This window comes from Alloalcanivorax dieselolei B5, from assembly GCF_000300005.1.
In the GTDB taxonomy this organism is placed as follows: Bacteria; Pseudomonadota; Gammaproteobacteria; order Pseudomonadales; family Alcanivoracaceae; genus Alloalcanivorax; species Alloalcanivorax dieselolei.
Genome location: NC_018691.1, coordinates 418,015 through 440,918 on the forward strand (window position 1 = coordinate 418,015; position 22,904 = coordinate 440,918).

The 22,904-nt window shown below is 61.8% G+C and carries 23 protein-coding genes; 16 read left to right on the forward strand and 7 right to left on the reverse strand.

The features are described 5' to 3' along the window. The first annotated feature begins 1 nt into the window (after position 1). The 6 genes from B5T_RS01965 to B5T_RS01990 all read left to right on the forward strand — a co-directional run bounded on the left by B5T_RS01965 (position 2) and on the right by B5T_RS01990 (position 6,723). Complete coding sequence (locus tag B5T_RS01965) at positions 2-469, forward strand: tripartite tricarboxylate transporter TctB family protein (protein WP_041716709.1); 468 nt, start codon at positions 2-4, stop codon at positions 467-469. A gap of 42 nt (positions 470-511) precedes the next feature. Then, the gene (locus B5T_RS01970; RefSeq protein ID WP_014992773.1) at positions 512-2,023 is read left to right on the forward strand and encodes a tripartite tricarboxylate transporter permease; all 1,512 of its coding nucleotides are present in this window, start codon (positions 512-514) and stop codon (positions 2,021-2,023) included. Positions 2,024-2,050: 27 nt separating this feature from the next. Next, on the forward strand, positions 2,051-3,271 hold the full coding sequence (locus tag B5T_RS01975) for a CaiB/BaiF CoA transferase family protein (RefSeq protein WP_014992774.1): 1,221 nt from the start codon (positions 2,051-2,053) through the stop codon (positions 3,269-3,271). 113 nt (positions 3,272-3,384) lie between these two features. After that, on the forward strand, positions 3,385-4,665 hold the full coding sequence (locus B5T_RS01980) for a pyridoxal phosphate-dependent aminotransferase (RefSeq protein ID WP_014992775.1): 1,281 nt from the start codon (positions 3,385-3,387) through the stop codon (positions 4,663-4,665). A gap of 149 nt (positions 4,666-4,814) precedes the next feature. Further along, positions 4,815-5,468, forward strand: coding sequence for an Abi-alpha family protein (locus B5T_RS01985; RefSeq protein WP_014992776.1), 654 nt, complete (start codon positions 4,815-4,817; stop codon positions 5,466-5,468). A 1-nt stretch (position 5,469) separates the two neighbouring features. Continuing rightward, entirely contained in the window at positions 5,470-6,723 is a 1,254-nt protein-coding gene (locus B5T_RS01990) for a hypothetical protein (RefSeq protein ID WP_014992777.1), read from the forward strand. Positions 6,724-6,753: 30 nt separating this feature from the next. Here the strand turns inward: B5T_RS01990 and B5T_RS01995 are convergent, their stop codons facing one another. Both B5T_RS01995 and B5T_RS02000 read right to left on the reverse strand, forming a co-directional pair. Then, entirely contained in the window at positions 6,754-7,404 is a 651-nt protein-coding gene (locus B5T_RS01995) for an MBL fold metallo-hydrolase (protein ID WP_041716711.1), read from the reverse strand. Between the two features lie 116 nt (positions 7,405-7,520). Beyond that, entirely contained in the window at positions 7,521-7,943 is a 423-nt protein-coding gene (locus tag B5T_RS02000) for a VOC family protein (protein ID WP_014992779.1), read from the reverse strand. 176 nt (positions 7,944-8,119) lie between these two features. On the opposite strand from B5T_RS02000, the gene B5T_RS02005 reads away from it, so the two are divergent. From B5T_RS02005 to B5T_RS02025, 5 genes are all read left to right on the forward strand, one after another. Beyond that, a complete protein-coding gene (locus B5T_RS02005; RefSeq protein ID WP_014992780.1) occupies positions 8,120-9,580 on the forward strand; it encodes an amidase in 1,461 nt (486 codons plus the stop codon). Positions 9,581-9,781: 201 nt separating this feature from the next. After that, positions 9,782-10,825, forward strand: coding sequence for a TRAP transporter substrate-binding protein DctP (gene dctP / locus B5T_RS02010; RefSeq protein WP_014992781.1), 1,044 nt, complete (start codon positions 9,782-9,784; stop codon positions 10,823-10,825). An 85-nt stretch (positions 10,826-10,910) separates the two neighbouring features. After that, the gene (locus tag B5T_RS02015; protein ID WP_014992782.1) at positions 10,911-11,462 is read left to right on the forward strand and encodes a TRAP transporter small permease subunit; all 552 of its coding nucleotides are present in this window, start codon (positions 10,911-10,913) and stop codon (positions 11,460-11,462) included. Further along, positions 11,459-12,769 (forward strand): TRAP transporter large permease, encoded by a 1,311-nt coding sequence (locus B5T_RS02020; RefSeq protein WP_014992783.1) that lies wholly within the window; start codon positions 11,459-11,461, stop codon positions 12,767-12,769. Before B5T_RS02015 ends, B5T_RS02020 begins: the two co-directional genes overlap by 4 nt. Before the next feature lie 114 nt (positions 12,770-12,883). After that, positions 12,884-13,306, forward strand: coding sequence for a VOC family protein (locus B5T_RS02025; RefSeq protein WP_014992784.1), 423 nt, complete (start codon positions 12,884-12,886; stop codon positions 13,304-13,306). 20 nt (positions 13,307-13,326) lie between these two features. Here the strand turns inward: B5T_RS02025 and B5T_RS02030 are convergent, their stop codons facing one another. After that, positions 13,327-14,565 carry a dienelactone hydrolase family protein gene (locus tag B5T_RS02030; RefSeq protein ID WP_014992785.1) on the reverse strand — a complete coding sequence of 413 codons (1,239 nt, stop codon included), beginning with the start codon at positions 14,563-14,565 and terminating at the stop codon, positions 13,327-13,329. A gap of 106 nt (positions 14,566-14,671) precedes the next feature. Between B5T_RS02030 and B5T_RS02035 the strand changes: the two genes are divergently transcribed. Continuing rightward, a complete protein-coding gene (locus tag B5T_RS02035) occupies positions 14,672-15,235 on the forward strand; it encodes a gamma carbonic anhydrase family protein (RefSeq protein ID WP_014992786.1) in 564 nt (187 codons plus the stop codon). Positions 15,236-15,241: 6 nt separating this feature from the next. Next, entirely contained in the window at positions 15,242-15,931 is a 690-nt protein-coding gene (locus B5T_RS02040) for an alpha/beta fold hydrolase (protein ID WP_014992787.1), read from the forward strand. Here B5T_RS02040 and B5T_RS02045 read toward each other — a convergent pair. The 3 genes from B5T_RS02045 to B5T_RS02055 form a co-directional block, all read right to left on the reverse strand. Then, the gene (locus B5T_RS02045; RefSeq protein ID WP_041716714.1) at positions 15,928-17,274 is read right to left on the reverse strand and encodes an ATP-binding protein; all 1,347 of its coding nucleotides are present in this window, start codon (positions 17,272-17,274) and stop codon (positions 15,928-15,930) included. The genes B5T_RS02040 and B5T_RS02045 overlap by 4 nt on opposite strands. Then, the gene (locus B5T_RS02050) at positions 17,271-17,948 is read right to left on the reverse strand and encodes a response regulator (protein WP_014992789.1); all 678 of its coding nucleotides are present in this window, start codon (positions 17,946-17,948) and stop codon (positions 17,271-17,273) included. Before B5T_RS02050 ends, B5T_RS02045 begins: the two co-directional genes overlap by 4 nt. A 113-nt stretch (positions 17,949-18,061) precedes the next feature. Beyond that, complete coding sequence (locus B5T_RS02055; protein ID WP_014992790.1) at positions 18,062-18,664, reverse strand: outer membrane beta-barrel protein; 603 nt, start codon at positions 18,662-18,664, stop codon at positions 18,062-18,064. Positions 18,665-18,859: 195 nt separating this feature from the next. Here B5T_RS02055 and B5T_RS02060 point away from each other — a divergent pair, with 195 nt between their 5' ends. Then, positions 18,860-19,177 carry an antibiotic biosynthesis monooxygenase family protein gene (locus B5T_RS02060; RefSeq protein ID WP_014992791.1) on the forward strand — a complete coding sequence of 106 codons (318 nt, stop codon included), beginning with the start codon at positions 18,860-18,862 and terminating at the stop codon, positions 19,175-19,177. A gap of 2 nt (positions 19,178-19,179) precedes the next feature. Here B5T_RS02060 and B5T_RS02065 read toward each other — a convergent pair whose 3' ends face one another. Then, on the reverse strand, positions 19,180-20,805 hold the full coding sequence (locus B5T_RS02065) for a long-chain-fatty-acid--CoA ligase (protein ID WP_014992792.1): 1,626 nt from the start codon (positions 20,803-20,805) through the stop codon (positions 19,180-19,182). A gap of 242 nt (positions 20,806-21,047) precedes the next feature. Between B5T_RS02065 and B5T_RS02070 the strand changes: the two genes are divergently transcribed. Together B5T_RS02070 and B5T_RS02075 are read left to right on the forward strand one after the other, a co-directional pair. Further along, positions 21,048-21,875, forward strand: a complete 828-nt coding sequence (locus B5T_RS02070; RefSeq protein WP_014992793.1) for an arylamine N-acetyltransferase family protein — start codon at positions 21,048-21,050, stop codon at positions 21,873-21,875. 93 nt (positions 21,876-21,968) lie between these two features. Beyond that, entirely contained in the window at positions 21,969-22,880 is a 912-nt protein-coding gene (locus tag B5T_RS02075; RefSeq protein ID WP_014992794.1) for a recombination-associated protein RdgC, read from the forward strand. Positions 22,881-22,904: the final 24 nt, after the last annotated feature.

Genomic DNA, 22,904 nt, shown 5'->3' on the forward strand with positions numbered 1-22,904 from the left:
CATGAAAGCACGTGTCCTTGACGCTGGCTATGGCGTTGCCGTGCTGGTCGCGGCATTGGCGGTGTATTTCGCCGGCGGTGGCGACGACAGCGTGCAGCAGGTGGCCAATGATCCGTTCTGGTATCCGAAGGTGCTGCTGGTATTGATCGGCGTGTGTTCGGTATGGCTGCTGGTGAAAAGCGCGCTTGGCCGTTCAGGGACACCGCCTTCGAGCATTCAGTGGCGGGCTCTGGCGGCAACGGCGATGATCAGCGGTGCATACCTGCTGGCCTATGAGGCGCTGGGCTTCGTGCCCAGCACTCTGGCGCTGATGTTGGTGATGAGCGGGGTGCTGGGATTCCGGCGCCCGTTATGGCTGGTGGTCATCTCGATACTGTTCACCGCGACGATCTGGTACGGCTTCGCCGATCTGCTGAATCGGACGCCTCCGGGGCCAGCGCTGCCTTCCATCACCTCACTGTTCCAATAATTCTTCCAATAAATATATACCGGATAACCGGAGGCTATCGAAATGGATGCCTTTTTAAGCGCCCTCAGTATGCTCACCTCGATGGATGCCCTGCTGGCCGTGGTGGCGGGTACGCTGGTGGGTATCATCATCGGCGCCTTGCCCGGCCTCGGGTCGTTACTCGCGATCACCATGGCTCTGCCGTTGACTTTTGTTCTGGGGCAAGGCGCCAGTATCGCGTTGTTGCTCGGCATTTACTGCGGGTCGATCTACGGCGGCTCGCTATCCGCGATTCTCATCAATACACCCGGTACGCCGCAGTCCGCGGCGACGGTGCTGGATGGCTTTCCCATGGCGCGGCGTGGCGATGCCGGCCTCGCACTGGGCTGGTCGACCACGGCGTCCGCCTTCGGCGGCATCCTGGCCACGATCATTCTGGCGGTAGCCTCGCCGTTGCTGGCTAAGATCGGCATCCGCTTCGGGCCGGTTGAGTATTTCGCGCTGGGATTGTTCGCGTTGACCTGTATCGTGACGGTGTCACGGGACAACCTGGTGAAAGGGCTGCTTGCCGGTCTGCTCGGCTTGTTCGTGGCGGTGGTGGGGCAGGATCCCGTGACCGGCTATTTGCGTTATGACTTTGGCGTCTTCGACCTCTCCGCCGGTATCGGTCTGGTGCCGTTTCTGGTTGGGCTGTTCGCCTTGTCCGAGGTGTTCTGGCGTGCGGCGGAGAAAAAGGAGGAAGTCGGGCCGATTATCCGCTCCGCCTTCCAATTGCCGACGCTGTCGGAGCTGCGCCGACGTTCCGCCGTGTTGATCAAGTCATCACTGATCGGAACCTGGATTGGTACTTTGCCGGGTGTCGGGGCCGCCTCCGCTTCCATGGTCAGCTATGCGGAAGCCAAGCGAAGCTCACCGAACAAGGACAAATTTGGCACCGGTGAGCCGGATGGTCTGATCGCTTCCGAGGCAGCCAATAACGCGGTCAGCTCCGGTGCCATGGTGCCGACCTTGTCCCTCGGTGTGCCCGGTGATCCGATCACCGCGGTGATGCTCGGTGCCCTGGTACTGCAGGGCGTCACGCCGGGTCCTCGTTTGTTCCTCGAGAATCAGTCGCTGGTGTTGTTCATCTTCATGATGCTGTTCGTGGCGAATATCTGCATGTTTCTCGGAGGGATGCTGATGTCACCACTGTTTTCCCGGATCCTGCGTCTCCCCGAGCCGCTGTTGATGGCCAGCGTGGTGGTGCTGGTCGCCACCGGCACCTACAGCATCAATGCCAATCCTTTTGATTTGCTGGTGGTGCTGATCGCGGGTATCGCCGGTTTTCTGCTGCGCTACAACGGGTTCCCTTTGGCGCCCATGGTGATCGGGTTCGTGCTGAGTCCGATGATCGAACAAAGCCTGCGGCAAGGTCTGATTCTGAATCAGGGCAGTTTCATTGCTTTTGCCGCCAGTCCGATTGCCGCGGTGCTGTTTGCGTTAACCGCGCTGTTTCTACTGTGGCCTGTGATCCGGCTTATTCAGAGGCGCGTGCTACAAGGGCGGAAGAGTCAGCCGTCGACTAATTCGAATTAATCAGGAAGTGCAGGGAGAAGAATAGTTATGACGGAGAATAAAAAAGCGCTGGATGGTGTCCGGGTGGTGGAGTTCGGCCAGTTCATCGCCGGCCCCGGCGCCACGCAGGTCCTGGCGGATCTGGGCGCCGACGTGATCAAGATTGAAAGCTTCAACGGCGATAACAGCCGGAAGTTCGGTGTCAGCGAAAAAAGCGGCTATCGCAGCGGCATGTTCATGGCCTATAACCGGGGCAAGAAATCCATAACGCTGGATCTGCGCAACCCCGAGGGTGTGGACATCGCCCGCAAGCTGGCCCTACGGGCCGATGTGGTGGTGCAAAACACCCGCGTTGGTGTGATGGAAAGTATCGGTCTGGACGCGGCCACGTTGCGCGCGGAAAAACCGAGCCTGATCTACGCCTCCATTTCCGGGTTCGGCACTCGCGGCCCGTCCCGGGAACGACCCGGGCTGGACATCGCCGCGCAAGCGGAAAGCGGCATGATGTCACTGACCGGCGAGCCGGGCGGCACGCCGTTGAAAACCGGGTTCGCCGTGGTCGACGCGGCCACCGGCACGGCCACCGCCAACGCCGTGCTCGCCGCGTTGTTCCGCTGTGCCCGGACCGGCGAAGGGGAAACCATCGAAGCCTCCCTGTTGGCCACGGCGATCGGATTGCAGTCGCAGATCTGGGCGGAATACGCCTGCTCCGGCAGCTTGCCGCAACGGGCCGGCAACGCTCAGCCACTGGTGGCACCGGCGGCGGATCTGATCGCCGTGCAGGACGGCTACATCGTCATCTCCGCCTATATGGAGGATCACTGGCAGCGGCTGTGCCGCGCCGTGGAGTTGCCGGATCTGGCGAAGGACAAACGCTTTGCCACCAGCAACGACCGTGTCAGCAACCGGCCGGCGATGATCGATATTCTGAGTACCGCTCTAGGCGGCTACAAGGGTGAAGAGGCGCGTGCCCAACTGGAAAAGTTTGGTGTGGTTTGCGGGGTGGTACGGGATTACCGCCAGGTCCGGGCCAGTGCCGATGTCCAGGCGACCGGTATTTTCAAGCGCGTGAACGATGGCCGGGGCCAAGAGGTGGAGATCCCCGGGCTGCCTTTCACTTTCGCCGACGCCGGCGAGATGGAGAAACCTTATACGTTGCCCGAACTGGGGGAGCATACCCTGGAGGTTCTGGCGCAGGCCGGCTTTACGCCGGAACAATGCCAGGCGCTTCTGGACAGGAAGGTGATTTCGGCTGGTGGCATAGGGTAACAATCGCTGCATCGTGTTTGTGCTCGGCGGCAATCCGTTCGCGGGCCTCTGTTGTCTCTTGGTGAACCCGGGTATCGTCAAAGTATTCCAGCGGGGCCATCGGGGAGAACGAAGTGCGAGCACAGCCGGGCGTCAATCTGAATCTTAATGTGCGTGGTCTCGGTGTGTCCGCGACCCTGGCCATCAACGAGTTGAGCAACGATCTGCTGCGTCAGGGCAGGGAGGTGTTCAAGCTGGGGTTGGGGCAATCGCCGTTCCCGGTGCCCGAATGGGTGGTGGACGCACTGCGTCAACACGCCGCCGAGAAAGATTATCTGCCGGTGCTGGGACTGCCTGAACTGCGCCGGGCGGTGGCCGGCTATTGGCAGCGCTGGCAAGGCTCCGAATTCAGTGCGGACGATGTCATGATCGGTCCGGGTTCCAAGGAGCTGATGTTCATTCTGCAACTGGTGTTTTACGGCGACCTGGTCATCCCCACGCCGAGCTGGGTGTCCTATGCACCGCAGGCACGCATCGTTGGTCGCCCGGTACATTGGTTGCCGACCCGCCGGGAGGATCACTGGAAGCCCCGCGCCGAAGCTCTGGATGCGCTTTGCCGGCAGGATCCGGACCGGCCACGCCTGGTGATTCTCAACTCGCCGGCCAATCCCCATGGCTATGCGTTCACGGAGACGGAATTGCGGGCGCTGGCGGATGTGGCGCGCCGTTACCGTCTGATTCTGCTTAGCGACGAGATATACGGGCAATTGCAATTCAATGGCGGCCACCAGTCGATTTCCCGCTACTACCCGGAAGGCACCATAGTCAGTGGCGGTTTGAGTAAATGGTGCGGCGCCGGCGGCTGGCGGCTGGGCGTCTTCGCCTTTCCGGAGACCTTGCAGTGGTTGCGTCGTGCGATGGCCACCGTGGCCAGTGAAACCTATACCTCGGTGTCGGCGCCGATCCAGTACGCGGCGGTGACGGCGTTTCAGGGCGGGATGGCCATGGACGGTTACCTGCATCAATCCCGCCGGATTCTGGCCGCTCTGGCCGAGCACCACGTCGATCTTTTAAGAGGCGCCGGTGTGCCGATGGCCTCCACCGATGGCGCTTTTTACCTGTTTCCGGACCTGTCGCCACTGACCGATACCCTGCGCCGACGTGGCATCGAGGGCAGCGTGGAATTGTGCGCGTCGTTGTTGGAGGACACCGGCGTGGCCACCTTGCCGGGAGAGGCGTTCGGCAGGCCGCCTTCGGAGCCGAGTCTGCGGCTGGCGTTCGTGGATTTCGACGGGGGGCAGGCCCTGGAGGCGGCGGCCGGGCTGGAGGGGCCCCTCGAGGATGCCTTTTTGCGCCGTTATTGCGGCCGTTGTGTTACCGCCATGGAAAAATTGGCGAACTGGATTGCCGCCTAGTCGCAAATAAAAGCAACGTGCTGTCACGCGTCTGCTGTGGACAGTTTCCGGTGAATTGGGTATTGCTGAATCCATAACCGAGCCGGTTTACCGTGAGCCCCGGGGCCGGCGAATCCGAAGAATCACGACAAGAATAAGGATGCGACAACTTGCCGAACCGGTCCGAGCCTCAGTCCCCGGTGGGGGCCCGCGTGCTGGCGATACTGCGGCGCCTGCCGCCGGTACGCCGTGCCGAAGCCCGTTTCCAGCATGTGGAAGAAGAAGTGCTCCGTGGTCTCAGGGAGCGCATGGATGCCCTGGACCCGGGGGCTTCCCATCACGCCGAATCGTTCCAGAACCGCCTGACCGTCAGCCTGGAGCAGGATACCGACACCCTTGAGCTGGAGATTGTCCAGGGCCTCGCCGGCCATCTGGTTTCCGATGAATGGCGTCTGCTGGCGGCGCTGTCCGACGGTTCCGGTTATCCGCTGCTGACCCTGCGACGCGTCCGCTGGCGTGACAGCGGGGAAGCGCTGCACCGCTATTCCAGTATCGGCCGCAGTGCCGGCGTGTACGCCCAGGAATACGTACCGTTGTATCTGGCCCGTCTGATCAATAATGGTCTGGCGGGGGCGTTGCCGGAACGAGCATCGCTACGCATGGATTACGAGCTGTGCGAGGGCGATGCCACGTTCCGGGAAGCCCTGCGTCGCTGGGACGGGGAGCGGCCCCCGCTCAAGAGCTGCCGTGAGACCCTGGTGATCAGCCCTGCCGGCCAGCGCCTCTGGGATGCGGTGATGCAACTGGGTGAGGAGGAAAGGTGAGATGGATTGGTCCCTGATCCTTGCCGACGTACGCGCCAACTGGATTCTCTATCTCTCCATGCCGGTGGTGGCGGCCTTGATTGGCTATGTCACCAAGCTGGTGGCGATCCGTATGATGTTCCAGCCGCTGGAGTTCGTCGGTAAACCACCGTTGCTGGGCTGGCAGGGGATCGTGCCGCGCCGGGCCGCCACCATGGCCAGCATTGCCTGTGATCTGATGATGGAACGGCTGTTGAAGCCGGAGGATGTGTTCGACCGTTTGGACCCGCAGCGGGTGGCGGCGGAAATCCGCGATCCGCTCATCGACGTGGTGGAAGACATTACCCGCGAGGTGGCCGCGGAGTATCAGCCCGGCCTTTGGGAAACCCTGCCCGAGGGGATCAAGCGGCGGGTGATTCAGCGCATTCAGAAAGAAGCGCCGCACATGGTCGAGCAGATCATGGAGGACATAAAATCCAACATCCATCGGGTGTTCGATCTCAAGCACATGGTGGTGAACGCGCTGGTACGGGACAAGGAACTGCTCAACCGGGTGTTCCTGGAAGCGGGCCATGTGGAGTTCAAGTTCATTGCCCGCTCCGGCATTTATTTTGGTTTCGCCATCGGCTGTGTGCAGGCGGTGGTCTGGGCGTTTACCCACAATGTCTGGGTGATCCCCCTGTTCGGGCTGTTCACCGGCTGGTTCACTGACTGGCTGGCGCTGAAGATGATCTTCAACCCGAAGCAGCCGGTGCGCTACTTCGGTATTTTCGAATGGCAGGGGTTGTTCCTGCGCCGGCGCAAACAGGTGGCGGCCCGCTATGGCGAACTGGTGGCCCAGGAAATCGTTACTCCGCAGGCGATCATCGAGGAAATCCTCAAGGGGCCGTTATCGGACCGTCTGTTCGCGCTGGTTCAGCGCCAGGTGCAACGCACCCTGGACGAACAGGCCGGGCTGGCCAAGCCCCTGGTGGTGTTCGCGGTGGGTACCAGCCGCTACCAACAGATGAAAAAAGTGGTGGCGGAAAAGGTGATGGCGGCTTTGCCGGAGGCGCTTGGCCATGTGGAAGCCTATGCGCAGGAAGCCATGGATCTGAAGAATCTGCTGGTCACCAAGATGCAGGAACTGACCGAGGAGGAATTCGAGGGTCTGTTGCGGCCGGCTTTCCAGCAGGACGAGTGGATTCTGATCGCGGTGGGTGCTCTGCTGGGCTTCCTGGTGGGGGAGGTCCAGGTGCATGTCATGCTGCATTTCGCGGTGATGCCGGTGGGGTAGCGGGCCGTGAGCGCACGGCCCGCCGGGGCCCTAATCCACCGCGCCGTCCTGTAACGGTGCCAGCGCCTCGTCCACACAGCCTTGCCAGCTGAGCGCGTCCTCGAAACGGCGATAGCCGCCGCCGGCGCCGAAAGCGCTGGAGATCACCAGATCCGGAGACAGAGTGCGCAGGAAATGCAGACTCTCGATCAACGCTTCACGGTCGCTCATGGAAGGCAGGAAACCGTTGCGGCCCTGGCCCCCTTCATCGAAGTACAGCGTATCACCGGTGAACAGGTAGCGGTCGCCGGTGGGTGAGCGCACCCAAAAGCAGGTACTGCCGGGAGTGTGTCCCGGTGTCGGCAGGATTTCGATATCACGCGGGTGGAGTTCCCGTTGTGCCAGCACCACATCCACCGGGCAGTATTTCTGGATGTCCTCCAACTCCCGTTGGTGGCCGCACAGCTGACTGTTGAAGCGGGTCCGGATTACCGCCAGGCTGGCGCCGACCTCGTCGCGGTGACTCAGATACTGGCGATGCACGCCGCCGTGATCGGCGAAAGCGGATAACTCATCATCATGACTGGTGTTGTAGAACAACACATTACCCGCCGGATGGGCATAGAGGTAGGCGTGGGTTTGCAAGCCGGGAGCCGGGTATTCCGGTTCGGTCTCCCACAAGTCCTTGGCGACTTGTTTCATGGTGGCGCTCCAGGAGTTGGCATGGGGGCCCATGCTAAGACCTCAACCACGGTGGAGGGCAACCCTTCGACACTGAAGATGTGACCTTGCTTTGGATCACCGGTGTCCCACGGTCCTTACCAACTGCCGGTATTCTCCATGGAAGCCCAGGGCTCCCGCGCCGGCAGGGCATCGCCTTTTTGCAGCAGTTCCACGGAAATCAGATCCGGTGAGCGGACGAACGCCATGTGGCCGTCCCGGGGCGGGCGGTTGATGGTGTAACCCATGTCCTGAAGGTGTTGGCATAACGCATAAATGTCATCCACCCGGAAGGCCAGATGGCCGAAGTTGCGCGCCGAGCCCATGTCCTCTTCCGGGTCCCAGTTCCAGGTCAGTTCGACTTCCGCTTCCGGGCTTTCCGGCGCGGCCAGGAATACCAGGGTGAAACGGCCGGCGGGCACTTCCTTGCGGCGGACTTCCTTCAGCCCCAGCCCCTCGCAATAGAAACGCAGGGAGGCATCCAGGTCAGTGATGCGGACCATGGTGTGCAGGTACTTCATTGGCTGATCTCCGTGAATCAGGACACTTTGGCAGGCAGGGCGCCCATTTTGTCACGGTGGCCCGGCGGGCTCCAGGGAAGAGGTCCGGGTGAGTCACCGCTTGACCCGGCGCCATGGAGGGGGTTCGATTATGAAAATGAAACCAGATTCCATAACAAAGATAGGGAGAAGCTGTGATGGCGTTGCATCGTCTGAGCACCACCGAACTGGCCCGGCGTATCCGTGAGGGCGAACTGACTTCCAGCGAGGCGCTGGAATACTTCATAGCCCGTGTGGAGAAGCTGGACCCGCCGCTTAACGCGGTGGTGGTGCGGCGCTTCGACGAGGCGCGGCAGCGGGCACGGGAGGCGGACGAGGCGCTGGCACGGGGCGAACACTGGGGCCCGTTGCACGGGGTGCCGATGACGGTGAAGGAAACCTTCGAAGTGGCGGGTTGGCCCACCACCGCCGGGGTGACGGATCTGGCCGGACATGTTCCACGGCAGGACGCCGATGCCATTGAGCGGTTGCGCGCCGCCGGCGCGGTGTTGTTCGGCAAGACCAACATACCGGCCTACGCCGGCGATCTGCAGAGCTTCAACGAGATCTACGGTACCACCAACAATCCGTGGAACCCGGAATTGACCCCGGGCGGGTCCTCCGGCGGTGCCGCCGCCGCGCTGGCCGCCGGCATGACGCCGCTGGAACTGGGCAGTGATATCGGCGGCTCCATTCGTACTCCGGCGGCGTTCTGCGGCGTGGCCGGTCTGAAGCCGAGCTGGCGGCTGATTCCCACCCGCGGTCATATCCCCGGGCCACCGGGGGCCCTGTCCACCCGGGACATCTCCGTGGCCGGTCCGATGTCACGGCATGTGGAGGATCTGGAACTGGCCATGGAGATTCTGGCGGGGCCGGATCAGGACGAAGGTACCGGCTGGCGTTTGCAACTGCCGGAACCGCGCCACCAGCAGCTCGAGTCGTTCCGGGTGGCGGCCTGGCTGGATGACCCCCGTTGCCCGGTGGACCGGCGTATCGTCGAGGCGCTGGAGCAATTAACCGGACAATTGGGCCAATGGGGCGTGGCGGTGGACCATGAGGCGCGGCCGGAGGGGATCGGCCTCTCCGAGGCATACGATGTTTACTATCAGTTGCTTGCCGGCACCATGGGGGTGGGGTTGCCGCCGTCGCTGTACCAGCAGATGGAAGAAGGGGCCACCGAGGCCGCTCCGGATGATCAAGGCTACCGGGCCCGTTTCGCCCGCGGCACCACTCAGAGCCATGCGGACTGGCTGCGCGCCAATGAGCGGAGGACGGTGATGCGGCGTCAATGGCGCCAGTTCTTCCAGGACCACGACGTGTTGCTGTGTCCGGTGGTACAGACGTTGCCGTTCAGCCACCGGCAGACGCCGGGCCCGGATCAGCGTACGCTGACCGTGAACGGAGTGGACCAGCCTTATATGGACATCCTGGTCTGGGTGGGGTTGGCCGGGGCGGTCTATTTGCCGGCGGCGACGCTGCCCATCGGCGTTTCCGCGGAGGGGTTGCCGCTGGCCGTGCAGATCATCGGCCCCTACCTGGAAGATCGTACCGTGCTGCGTTTCGCCCGGTTGCTGCAGGAACGGCTGGAAGCCTTGCCAGAACCGCCTTTGGGCGGCTAAACCGGCCTGATTCCATTAAAAATGACCCAGTAGTCGTGGAAACGAAATAAGACAAAAGTGGGTATGGCGATGAGGGATCCTGTGTTAAATTTGCGCGGAATCTCATTATTTTGATCACCTATTTCGCTATGCGGAATAGGTGTCGCTTTGACCCAAACCGGTGGCGCTCACCACCCGAGAACAAAAAGCAGGAGAACTAGAATGGTTCTATTAGCACAACTCCGTAAGCATCTGGTCACGGCCGCCGCCGCGGTGGCGGTGGCGACCAGCGCTGTTTTGCCCTCCCTGGCCTCCGCCGACGATGTCATCAAATGGAAGGTTCAATCCCACTGGCCCGGCGCCAGCAGTTCTTACAAGGACAGCCTGGAACGCATCAAGCGGGTGCTGGAAGAACGCACCGATGGCCGTCTGCAACTGCAATTGTTTGAGTCCGGCGCCCTGTTCAAGCCCAACGAGACCTTCAATGCGGTCAGCCGTGGCATTATTCAGATGGGCACCATCTCCCCGGGCTACGCTCAGGACAAGCTGAGCCTGGGCGGCATTGCCTCCGGCCTGCCCTTCGCCTTCCACAATGTGTGGGAAGCGGTGTACTTCCATAAAAACATGGGGTTCGAGGAGAAGCTGCGAGCGGAAGCCGCCAAGCACGGCGTGTACTACTCCACCGACAAGATCTACCCCACTGAAATGGTGATCAAGAAGCCGGTGGAAAGCTGGGACGACTTCACCAAGCTGAAGATCCGCTCTTCCGGCGCGTTGCAGAAGTTCCTCACCGAAGCCGGTGCCGCTGGCTCCTATATCCCTGGTGGTGAGCTGTACCAGGCGTTGTCCACCGGCGTGGTCGACGGTGCTCACTGGGGCGCTTCTCAGGGCGCGAAGAGCATGGGCCTGTATGAAGTGGCCAAGTACCACGTCAAGCCGGCTCTGAACATCGCCGGCACCGACGTCTTCATCGTCAGCCAGAAAGCCCTGGACAAGCTGCCGGAAGGCATGGCCAAAATCGTCAAGGACGCGTTGGAAGAGCAGTTCTGGCTGCGCACCAACGAGTATCTGTACCAGGAGCGCGTTTCCCTGGCCACGGCGATGCGTGACGAAGGCGTGCAGATCAACACGCTGCCCGACGACGTACAGAAGCGCCTGACCGCCACCGCCCAGAAGACTTGGGATAAAGAAGCCGAGCGCAGCCCCGAGGCGAAAGCCATCGTGGAAGAACTGCGTGGCTTCCTGAAGGATCTCGGTTACCTGTAACGGATGACCGTCAGGATGACGAGGGCGCCCACCGTGGCGCCCTTTTCTCGTTCCCGCCCTTCACTTGACCTCTTGGAGGAGTCCCATGTCCGCGGTTCGAGCGTTTATTAATGGGATCACCTGGCTGAACGACCACGTCGGTCGCTGGGTTTCCTATCTGGTGTTCGCGATGTTCGCGTTCCTGATACTGGAGGTGTTCCTCCGCTACCTGTTCGGTGCGCCCACCGTATGGACCAACGAGCTGACGCAGATGCTGTTTGGTGTTTACGGCGTGCTCGCTGGCGGTTACGTCATGGCGCATAGAGGCCACGTCAACGTGGACCTGATCCATTCCGCGTTGCCGGTACGGGTGCGTGCGGGCCTGGATGTGATCACCTCCGCGGTGTTCTTTATTTTCGTCGGGGCGCTGCTGTATTTCGGCAGTTCCATGGCGCTGGAATCGATCGAGAGCCTGGAAACTTCCTATTCCGCCTGGAACCCGCCGATCTGGCCGATCAAGGCCTGTATTCCCCTGGGGGCCTTGCTGCTGTTGTTGCAGGGCCTGGCCAAGTTGCTGCAGGACCTGGGGGTGGCCTTCAACCTGATTGATCCGGCGGAGATCAAGAATCTGGGTGATGAGGAGGAAGATCACCTATGAGTATTGAAATGCTCACCCTGCTGTTCTTCGGCACCCTGCTGCTTTTCGTTTTTCTGGGTGTGCCGCTGACGTTCGTACTGGGCGGTGTCTCGGTGGTGTTCCTGTATTTCACCTGGGGTGCCGACGCTTTCTATATGGTCGCCTCGCAGATCTGGGGCACGATGGAAAGTTCGACCCTGGTGGCGATCCCGCTGTTCGTGTTCATGGCCATGGTGCTGGAGCGCACCGGGGTGGCCAAGGACCTCTATCATATGATGCACCTGTGGTGGGGCGGCCTGCGTGGCGGTCTGGCCATCGGCACCCTCGGCATCTGCGCCTTGTTCGCGGCCATGTGCGGTATCAGTGGTGCCGCGGTGGTGGCCATGGGCACGATCGCGCTGCCCTCGATGCTGGAGCGGGGTTACGACAAGAAACTGGCGCTGGGGGTCATCAACACTGGTGGTGGATGGGGGATTCTGATCCCGCCCAGCATCCTGATGATCCTGTACTCGCTGATCACCGGCGTGTCCGTGGGCCAGATGTTTGCCGCCGGGGTGTTGCCGGGCGTGTTGTTGATGGTGCTGACGGTGCTGTACATCGTTGTGCGGTGCGCCTTCCAGCCGAATCTGGCGCCGGCCTTGCCCAAGGAAGAGCGGGGCAATATGGCGGAGAAAATGCGCGCGTTGCGGGCGGTGATCCTGCCGATCCTGATCGTGGTGATGGTGCTGGGCTCCATCATCAAAGGCATCACCACCCCCACTGAAGCCGCCGCCGTGGGTGTGCTCGGCGCCCTGCTTTCCGCCATCGTCTACCGCAAGCTGACCTGGGGCTTGATGCGTGAAGCGTCCCTGCGCACCTTCAAGCTCACCGGCATGATCATGTGGATCCTGTTCGCCGCCCACGCCTTCAGCGCCGCCTATCAGAGCATGGGCGCCCAGGCCTTGATCGAAGGGGTGATGATGTCGATCCCCGGTGGCCCCTGGGCGATCATTATTTCCATGATGGTGATCGTGTTCCTGCTGGCGATGGTGCTGGACCCGGTGGGCATCATGCTGATCACGCTGCCGGTGTTCATGCCGATCGTGCAAAGCCTGGGCTTCGATCCGATCTGGTTCGGCATTCTGTTCGTGATCAACATGGAAATCGGCTATATGACTCCGCCGTTCGGCTTCAACCTCTTCTATCTGAAAGGGGTGGCGCCGCCGGATGTGAGCATGCGTGATATCTACTCCTCGGTGATTCCGTTCGTGCTCGTGGAGATCGTCGGTCTGGCCCTGATCATGATCTTCCCGGAAATCGCCACCTACCTGCCCAAAGCCCTGTTCTGACGGCGGCTCCCGACCGGCTCCCGGCCCCGTCGAAGACGGAATGCCGGGGGCTTGTCGAATTACCCACTTCCCGAACGACTCTCTGGTGACGTTAACCCACAAGGAGAGTCACCCGTGAACGTAAATCCCTATCTTTTCTTCCAAGGACAGTGCGAGGAAGCGCTGCGCTTCTATGCCGACCTGCTGGGCGGCGAGATCCTGGCGCTGCTGCCGTACGGGCCCGAAGGCTGCCAGGACATGCCCGAGGCGAAGCAGGACTGGATCATGCACGGCTGTGTGAAACTGGACGGTACCGTGCTGATGGGCTCGGACAGCCCTCCGGACCGGTATCAGGCGCCCACCGGGCTGTCGGTATCACTGGAGGTGAACGACCCGGGGCAGGCCGAGAAAGTCTTCGAGGCGCTGTGCGACGGCGGCAGCGTGACCATGCCCATGGAAGAGACGTTCTGGGCGCTGCGCTTCGGTATGGCCACGGATCGCTTTGGCATCCCCTGGATGGTGAATTGCCCCAGCCCGGAGGCCGGCTGCCCGGAATAAAGGCGGCCGGCGGCCGTTGCTCAGTCCCGCCCTTCGCTCTCCTTCCAGCGCGCCATCAGCGTGTTGGAAGGCAGTGACTCGTCCAGCAGCTTGCGGGCCGTCTCCACCCCCGTCACCGGCAGACCTTCCGGGTCCAACAGGCCGATCTGCACCAGCACGCTGGCCTGGTCCCAGTAGATGTGCTCGTGGCACAGCTTGTCTCCGCGGAAGCGCACCACGCCGAGCATGGGGATTTCCACTTTCTTGCCAGTGGGGGACACGCCGGGCAGCAGCCAGTCGATTTCCCGGTCGTGGGTGAAGCTGAGTACGAACTCGTCGACGATCTGGCAGGCGCCGATGGTGCGGGAAATCGGCGTCAGCATCATGTCCTCGGGATTGCCGTGGACGAAGTGGTGCTGGTAGAAGCGGCTCAGTTGTTGATAGCCGACGCCGCCGGTCATGGTCGGAATGTGGTTCACATAGGGCTCGGACACCATGGTGGCCATGGTCGCCGGCACATCGCGCGCCTCGAATTCGTAGCGCACGTGTTCTTCCCACAGGGCGGACAGATCGTATTCGGGGCCGATCTCCCTTTTCAGGGCGGCGATGGTGCGTTCATGCGCCATTTGCGCGGAGGGTTTGTGATAATGGTCGCCGTTGGGCCGGGCAAAGGCGTGGTCCACGCCGGGATAGACGAAGGTTTCCAGACGTGACACGGTGCCGCCCAGGGTGGTGATGATGCGGTTGCGGGCCGCTTCGTCGCAGAAGCCGTCCAGTTCGGCGAAATGCAGCAGCAGCCGACCCCGGATCGACCCGGCCTCTTCCAGATGGTTCTCGATACCGACCCCGTAGTAGCCCACGCTGCAGGCCACATCGGTGCGGCAGGCGGTCAGATAAGCCAGCTTGCCGCCCAGGCAATAGCCGACGAAACCCAAGCCGTCTCCGCTCACCTCCGGCCGTTGCCGCAGGGCATCCAGCGTGGCGGCGATGTCGTCGATGGCCAGATCCAGATCAATGGTCTGGAACAGTTCGAAAGCGCGACCGAAATCCTGCTCGGTGTAGCCCAGTTCGATGCCGGGTTCGATGCGCCAGAACAAATCCGGAACCAGGGTGACGTAGCCTTCCTCGGCGTAAGAGTCCGCCAACTCGCGCATGGTGCCGTTGACACCGAAAATCTCCTGGCCGAGCACCAGGCCCGGTCCCTTGCCGCCCTCCGGTACGGCCAGATAGGCGCGGAAATGGCCGCCGTCGCGGGCCTCGATATCAATGAACTGTCCCATGCTATGCTCCCTGTCGGACCGGCCTGTCCGGCCCCTTTGATGATGTGAAGAACGCTACGAAATTCCGAATAGTATGAAACCGCAATCCACATAAGGAGAACAAGCCATGGGGTTCATCGATTCCCGCGCCAACATTCATGACAGTGCCTACGTTCACGAATCCGCTTACCTGTATGGCGACATCACCATCGCCGAAGGGGCATCGGTGTGGATCAACGCGGCGGCGCGGGCGGAGGCCTATGACATCCACATCGGCCGTTACAGCAACATTCAGGATTTCGTCATGATTCACATCGGCAGCGGCTGTGGTACCCGGGTGGGCGAGTACTGTTCCATTACCCACCATGTGACGCTGCATGGCTGCACCATTGGTGATAACTGCCTGATCGGCATCAACAGCACCATCATGGACGGTTGCGTGATCGGCGATAATTGCATCATTGCCGGCCATACCTTCCTCAAGGAAAGCACCGTGATTCCCGATAATTCCATCGTCATGGGTTCCCCCGGCGAAGTGCGCCGCCAGCGCGACAATCGCATCGCCAACCGGGTCAACGCCCTGGCCTATCACCACAATGCCCGCGCCTACGCTGAAGGTAACCATCGCGCCTGGGAGGACATGGCGTTGTTCCAGAGATTGGCCCGGGAAGTGGCAGAAGATGGGCGGTAGCCGGAAATGAAGCTGGTGCTGTTGCCGGGCATGGATGGAACCGGTCTGCTTTTTCGTGACGTGCTGGCGCATCTGACCTCGCTGGAATGCGAGGTGATTCCGTTGCCGCACACCGGGCCGCAGGATATCGACAGCCTCGCCCGGCATGTCGCCACCCGGTTGCCCCAAAGCGACTATGTGGTGCTGGCGGAGTCCTTTTCCGGGAAGATCGCGGAAACCCTCCTGTTGCGGGAGGACCCTAATCTCAAGGCGGTTATTTTCGTGGCGTCTTTTCTTTCCAGGCCTGGCCGGTTGCTTCCCGGGCTGGCGGCCGCCTTGCCGGTCAAGGCATTGCTGGCGTTGCCTGCTTCATCGTTGGGAATCAGGTGGTTCCTGATGGGACGGGAGGCGTCCGATGAAACGATTGCGCGGTTCAGGCAGGCGGTAAGCTCGGTGCCGCAAAAGGTGCTTGGGCAAAGGCTCAGGCAGATAGCGGGCATGCGTTTTGAAAGTCACCGGTTCACGGTGCCGGCGCTGTACCTTCGACCCCGGAATGATGTTCTGGTAAACAACGCGACGGGGCAGTTCAGGGCATCCTTTGCGAATCTGGACGTTGTCGAGCTCGGCGGACCTCACTTTATTCTTCAGGCGAGGCCGGAGCGGTGCGCGGAGATCGTCACGAAGGCCATAAAGGTGTGGTTTCCGACTCGCGGTTAGCGAGGAAAGAACAACATGAAGCGGGCGCCGCCGAGGGGGGAGTCATCCAGGGTCAGGGTCGCCGAGTAGCTGTCGAGGATGTCCTTGACCACCGCCAGGCCCAGCCCCTGACCGGGATGGCGGGTATCCAGTCGCTCGCCCCGTCGGAGGATACGTTCGCGCTGGTCCTCGGCGATGCCGGGGCCGTCGTCTTCCACCACCAGGATGTCGCCGTCGCTGAGCCGCCGGGCGCTGACGCGTACCCGGCTGAGACAGAGGCGATAGCCGTTTTCCAGAAGATTGCCGAGGACTTCCAGCAAGGCGCCTTGCTCCAGGGGCAGAGTGAAGTGATCGGGAAGGGTTCGTTCCAGAGTGACCTGTTTGCCGTGGTGCACTTTGTCCAGCGCGGTTTCCAGGGTATCCAGTAATGGCGCCAGCACCACCTGGTGACGAATCAGACCGCTGCGGCGCAGCGAGGCCCGCTGCAGTTGAAAACCGATCTGTTGATTCATGCGCTCGATCTGATTGCCCATGATTTCCACCTGCTCCCGGTTTTGCTGACGGGAGGACAGCGTTTCGCCCACCGCCTGGAGCAGGCTCAGCGGTGTTTTCAGGCCGTGCGCCAGATCCGCCAGGGAATCCCGATAGCGCTCCCGCTGCAGCCGTTCGCTGTCGAGCAAACGGTTCAGCGAGCGGGTCAAACGCAGCAACTCCCGGGGATGGTCCTCGCTGAGACGCTCCCGTTCGCCGTTTTCCACCTGGTCCAATTCCTTTTTCATGCCACGCAGAGTACGGAAACCCCAGGTCAGGCCCAGCCACAGCAACACCAGCAATACCAGCAGGCCGCCGCCGAGCCAGACGTAGAGCTGTTTGCGCAGGCCGGACAGCATGGCGTCGTAGTCCCGGGACGGTTGCACGGTGACGATGCTGTAAGCGGCGTCCTCGCCGCGCAGCAGATCGATTTCCATATCGTAGACGAACAGTTTGACGCCGTTGGCGTCGCGAACGCGGTGCAATTCGCGGTTCTTGTCGCCGTCGTAGCGGGGCAGATAATCGATGTCCAGATCGTGGGTGGAGGCGGAGCGCCAGAGCAGATGGCCATCGCGGTCGTAGATATAGCCGAACAGTTTGTTGTCGAGGAGGGTGAATTCCTCGTCGGGCAGATGATCGGGCATGTGCAAGCGGCCATCTTCCACCCGGGCGGCGGAGATCAGGGTGCTGACGTCCGCGGCCAGCCGCTGTTCGATGGTGTCTTCCAGTGCCAGGCTGAACGCCTGCTGCAGAGCTTGTTGCAGGGCGAGGATGAACAGCACCGCCAGGGTGGCGGCGCCGAGCATCAATCGCAGGCGTAGCGACCGTTTCACCGGCAGCGCTCGATGAACAGATAACCCTGGCCGCGCACCGTCTCGATCGGGCGGAAGTCGCCGGACTGGTCCAGCTTGCGTCGCAGGCGCCCGACCAGCACTTCGATCACATTGGGGTCACGGTCCTGATCGTCCGGATATAACTGCTCCATCAGTTTGTCCTTGCTGACCACCTGCTGATGATGGCGCATCAGATATTCGAGAATCCGGTATTCATAGGCGGTCAGACTCAAATTGTGCTCATCGACGCGGGCTTGGCGCCGATTCAGATCCAGCACCAACGGGCCGGCTTCGATGGTCGATTGCACAAACCCGGAAGCGCGGCGCAACAAGGCGTTCAGACGTGCTTCCAGTTCCTCGAACTGGAAGGGTTTGACCACGTAATCGTCGGCGCCGGCGGCCAGCCCTTCCACCTTGTCCTGCCAGTTGCCGCGGGCGGTAAGAATCAGAATGGGGAAATTCCAGCCCTGATTGCGAATCTCGCGAATCAGGTCCAGACCACCCATGCCGGGCAATCCGAGATCGACGATGGCCAGGTCATGATGGTATTCCCTGGCCCGATACAGCGCCTCTTCGGCGTCGGCCACCGCGTCCACCACGTGACCCTGCTCGCCCAGACGGCTGTACAGATGGTGGCGCAGTAACGCCTCGTCTTCCACCACCAGCAGTTTCATGGGGCCTCCGATAATGCCTCGCCGGCGCGGGGCCGGCGAGAGGGGGGTACTGGGCGGCACGGCACCGAGCGGCGCCGGCCTTCAGGGGGCATTGCCCCGGTGTTCGATGTCGATCAGAACCGATAGTTTACGCCGACATAGAACTGTTCGCTGCTGTGCAGATCGGCACGACCGGCATTGCCCACGCCGCGTTCCTTCAGTTGCACGTCGGCGCTGGTGCGCAGGTAGCGGTAGCCACCTTCCAGCGCCACGTTGTAGCCGAGATCCTGAATAATACCGGCCTGCACACCACCGGCCAGGCCCACGTCACGATCCCGGTGGAAACCACGGCTTTCCTGTTCCAGGCTGACCAGACCGGCGCTCACGCCGCCGAACAGCCGGGTGCCGTGGTCGCCCACCGGCAGCAAGGCGTCATAGCTGCCCAGCAGGTTCTGCTGACGCAGTTTGTACTGGTGCCGGGTATCGGAGGCATAGTCGTAGGTGACGTAGAAGCGGGCGTTATCTTCCACGGTGCCCAGACGCACGCCCCAGGTGCCGCTGTTCTTGATGGCGCCGTCCAGGTCAGGATCATTCAACTGCGCGTTCAGTGAGTGGGATTTCTGCATGTTGTTACTGGTTTCACCCCAGGTGACGCCGCCGAAATGGTCGGCGGCCTGAGCCAGCCCGATAGCGCCGATCAGAGTGCTGCCCAATACCAGTTTCCCGAATGTTTTCATGGCCTTGATCCTTTGTTGCTGACACTGTTTAACGATGAAGTCAGCATAAAGAGGTCATCCTGAACCGAGCCTGTCGCCTTCCTGAACGGGACTTGAACGGAAGGTAAAAAGTGAAACGGATTCCGTTCACGGGAACCGGCGGGCGTGGCGACAGGAATCACGGAGAGCGGATCTCCTGTGATGGAGGGAGCAGCCATGAAGTTTATTTTTGAAGTGAGAATGAAACCGGGGTACACGGTGGAGGAGTACGCCGAAGCCTGGATCGAGGCCAGTGAAATTATCCAGCAGGCTCCCGGAGCCCGCGGCACCTACCTGCACCGCAAGATCGGTGAGCCGGACACCTTGCTGGCCATTGCCCATTGGGAATCCAAGGCCCACCGGGACGCCAAGGATGACCGCCGCAGCGAGATCGTGCGCGGTATCCTGGAAAAACACGCCCGTACCTGCGAGATCACCGTGATCGGTGAGTTCGAGGAGCCGGAGTGGCAGGTGCTGCCACCCCGGCGGGATTAGGCTCAGCCCTGGTTCAGCAGGGTATCGCCAAACTCATCACGGAGCTTGTTCTTCAGTACCTTGCCGGTGGCATTACGGGGCAGTTGCTCCACGAACACCACCGCGTCGGGAAATTGCCAGGAGGCCACCTTGCCTTCGAAGCCGGCCAGGATGTCCTGCTCCGAGGGGTTCTGACCTTCCGCTTTGACCGCGATCAGCAAGGGGCGCTCATCCCATTTGGCGTGACGGGCGGCGATCACCGCGGCGTCGGCCAGTTCGTCCATGCCCATGGCCAGGTTTTCCAGCTCCACCGAACTGATCCACTCGCCGCCGGATTTGATCACGTCCTTGGAGCGGTCCTTGATGGTGAGAATACCGTTGCCGTCGAGGGTGGCGATATCTCCGGTGGGGAACCAGCCGCCCTGATGCGGCGCCGGGGTGTCGACGTTGAAATAGGCGTCAATGACCCAGTGCCCCTGAGCGTACAGATTGCCCTGGGCCTCGCCGTCGTTGGGCAGGTCATTGCCGTCGTCGTCCATGATTTTCAACGCCACGCCGAACGGCGGCCGGCCTTGTTTGGCGCGCACCGCGGCCTGCTCGTCCGCTGACAGGCTCAGGTGTTTGTGCAGCAGGGTGCTGACCGAGCCGATCGGGCTCATTTCGGTCATGCCCCAGGCATGCAGGGTGTCGACGTCGTAGTCGTCGCGGAAAGTGGCGATCATCGAAGGCGGACAGGCGGAGCCGCCGATCACGGTGCGGTTCAGACTGGGGACTTTCTCGCCGCTCTTCTTCAGTGCGCCGATCAGGCCCTGCCACAGGGTCGGCACACCGGCGGCCAGGGTCACCTGATGCTCGTTGATCAGGTTTTTCAGGCTGTCGCCGTCCAGGTTCGGCCCGGGAAGTACCAGTTTGGCGCCGACCATGGCGGCGGCGTAGGGGATCCCCCAGGCGTTCACATGGAACATCGGAACCACCGGCATGAGGCAGTCCCGCCCGCTGAGCCCCAGGCTGTCGGGCATCACCACGGCGTAGGAATGCAGCACCGTGGAGCGGTGGGAATAGAGCGCGCCCTTGGGGTTGCCGGTGGTGCCGGAGGTGTAGCACAGGCTGGAAGCGGTGTTCTCATCGAACTCCGGCCAGCGGAAATTCTGCTCGCCCCGGGCCACCAGGTCGTCATAGCCGATGATGCCGGGAACCTGTTTTTCCGCCTCCTCGTCCACTGGCCCCATCAGCACGATATGCTTCAGGTGATCCAGCTTGTCGCGGATGGCGGCGATCAGCGGCAGGAAGGTCTTGTCGATGAACAGGACCTTGTCCTCGGCGTGATTGAAGATGTACACCAGCTGTTCGGGGAACAGCCGGGGATTGATGGTATGGCAGACCAGACCGGCGCCGGAGACACCAAAATAGACTTCCAGGTGGCGATAGTTGTTCCAGGCCAGGGTGGCGGCCCGGTCGCAATGATCCAGTCCCAGTTGCAGCAGCGCGGAAGCCAGCTGACGTGAACGTTGTTCCACTTCGCCCCAGGTGGTGCGGTGCACGCCGCCCGTGGTCTCCACCGAGACGATCTCGGCGTCGCCATGGTAACGGGCGGCGTGGGTGATCTGGCTGCTGATCAGCAGCGGCTGTTGCATCATTTGGCCAAGCATTGTTGTTCTCCCGGAGCTGGCTTGTTGTTGTTACGGTTCATTGGTTCTTTGACGATTCGTTGCGTCAGGGCGCAGGCATTTAGGCGCGATTCGGCCCGTTATTTGAATAAGCCGAGTTGACCTTTTGCTGCGATAGGCAAAAACCAGACACCCGCCGCTTTACCTTAAGCGCGGTTGAGGTCCTAGCCTTTGCCCTTCCATATCTTGATGCCCTATCAGACCAAGAGGAAGGAGAGGACGCAATGACCAATCGGGTGGATCTCAATGCCTATCTGGAGCGAATCGATTATCGTGGCCCGCGCACGGCGGGACTGTCGCTGCTGGCGGAGCTGCAACGGCGGCACATCGCCACCATCCCCTTCGAGAATTTGTCACCGTTTCTCGGCCTGGAGGTGGCGCTGTCCCCGCAGGGGCTGGAGCGCAAGCTGATCCATCAGCACCGTGGTGGCTATTGCTATGAGCACAACCTGCTGTTCAAGAACATCCTGGAACAGTTGGGATTCCAGGTCAGCGGCCTGGGGGCCCGGGTGCTGTGGGAGCAGCCCTACACGGCACGGCCGGCGGTGTCCCATATGCTGCTGCGGGTCACCCTGGACGAGGTGGATTATCTGGTGGACACCGGATTCGGCGCCTTGACCCCCACCGCCCCCCTGCGCCTGGACCGTGTAGGGCCGCAGGAGACTGCCCATGAGCCCTATCGCGTGCTGCACCTGAATGATCATTTCCTGCTCGAGGCTTACGCGGGGAATGGCTGGAAAACATTGTATCGGTTCGATTTGCGTGAGCTGTGGCAGGCGGACTACGAAATGGCCAGCTGGTATCTGTCGCACCATCCGCGGTCCCATTTCGTCACCAACCTGGTGGCTTGCCGGGCGGACGCCGATGGCCGCCGGAACCTGAATAACCAGCGCCTGTCGATCTACCCGCCGGGAGGGGAACGCCAGCGGCGGACGCTGAGCAGCGTGGCGGAAGTACTGGCGGTGCTGGAACAGGAAATCGGTCTGCGGCTCCCGGATCACCCGGCGTTGGAGCAGCGCGTGGCGGGCTTGCTGACCGCCGGGGCGGGCTGATGTCTCGCCGGCGACTATCCGTGCTTGAGGCCGTGGCGTCCGTTGGTTAGTGTTGCCGGTTTCCCCCAAAGGTCGCCCCGAGAGTAGAACGTTATGTGGATCAAGAATCTGACGGTGTTTAGCGCCAAGGACCCTTTTACCTGGCCGGTGTCGGAGCTGGAAACCCAACTGGAGAGCGCCCGTTGCCAGCCCTGCGGCAGCCAGGCTCCCAGTAGCGAGGGCTTCGTGCCGCCACTGAAGGGCGAGGAGCGGATGGTGTTCGCGGTGGAAGGGTTTGTCTATTGCGTGCACCAGGAGATCACCCGCCTGTTGCCTGGTCCGGTGATCAAGGAGGAACTGGATGAGCGGGTGGAGCAGATCCAGGAGCGTGATGATCGTCGCGTGGGCCGTAAGGAGCGGGCGGAACTCAAGGAACAGATTACCTTTGAGCTGCTGCCCAGGGCGTTCACCCGCTCCCGCCGCACCGGCGTGTTGATCGATCTGGAGCGTGGCCGGATTCTGGTGGACAGTTCTTCCTCCACCCGTGCCGAGCAAGTGGTATCGGCGCTGCGCGAGGCGCTGGGCTCGCTGCCGGTGACCCATGCCGGCGGTGAAAGCGCGCCGACCACCGCGTTCGCGGGCTGGTTACGGGATCACCGGCAATTGCCGGAGGACTTCGGTCTTGGTGATCGCTGCGAGCTGAAGGATGTGAAAGGCGAGGGTGCCAGCGTGCGGTTCACCGCGGTGGATCTGGGCCGCGAGGAGATCCTGGCCCACCTGGACACCGACATGGTGCCGGTGCGGGTGAACCTGTCCTGGAATGACCAGCTGGAGTTCGATCTTACCGACGGCCTGGACCTGAAACGCATCAAGGCGCTGGATCAGTTCCAGGAGAATCTGGACAGCATGGAGGCGGACGATGCCGTGGCGGAGCTGATGGCACGCATCAGTTTGCAGGGTAACGCCTTGCGTAATCTGCTGGACGGCATCTACCAGTACTTTCAGGTAAAAGCCGACGCGGCCTGATACGGCGCCCGCAATGGCCCGAGC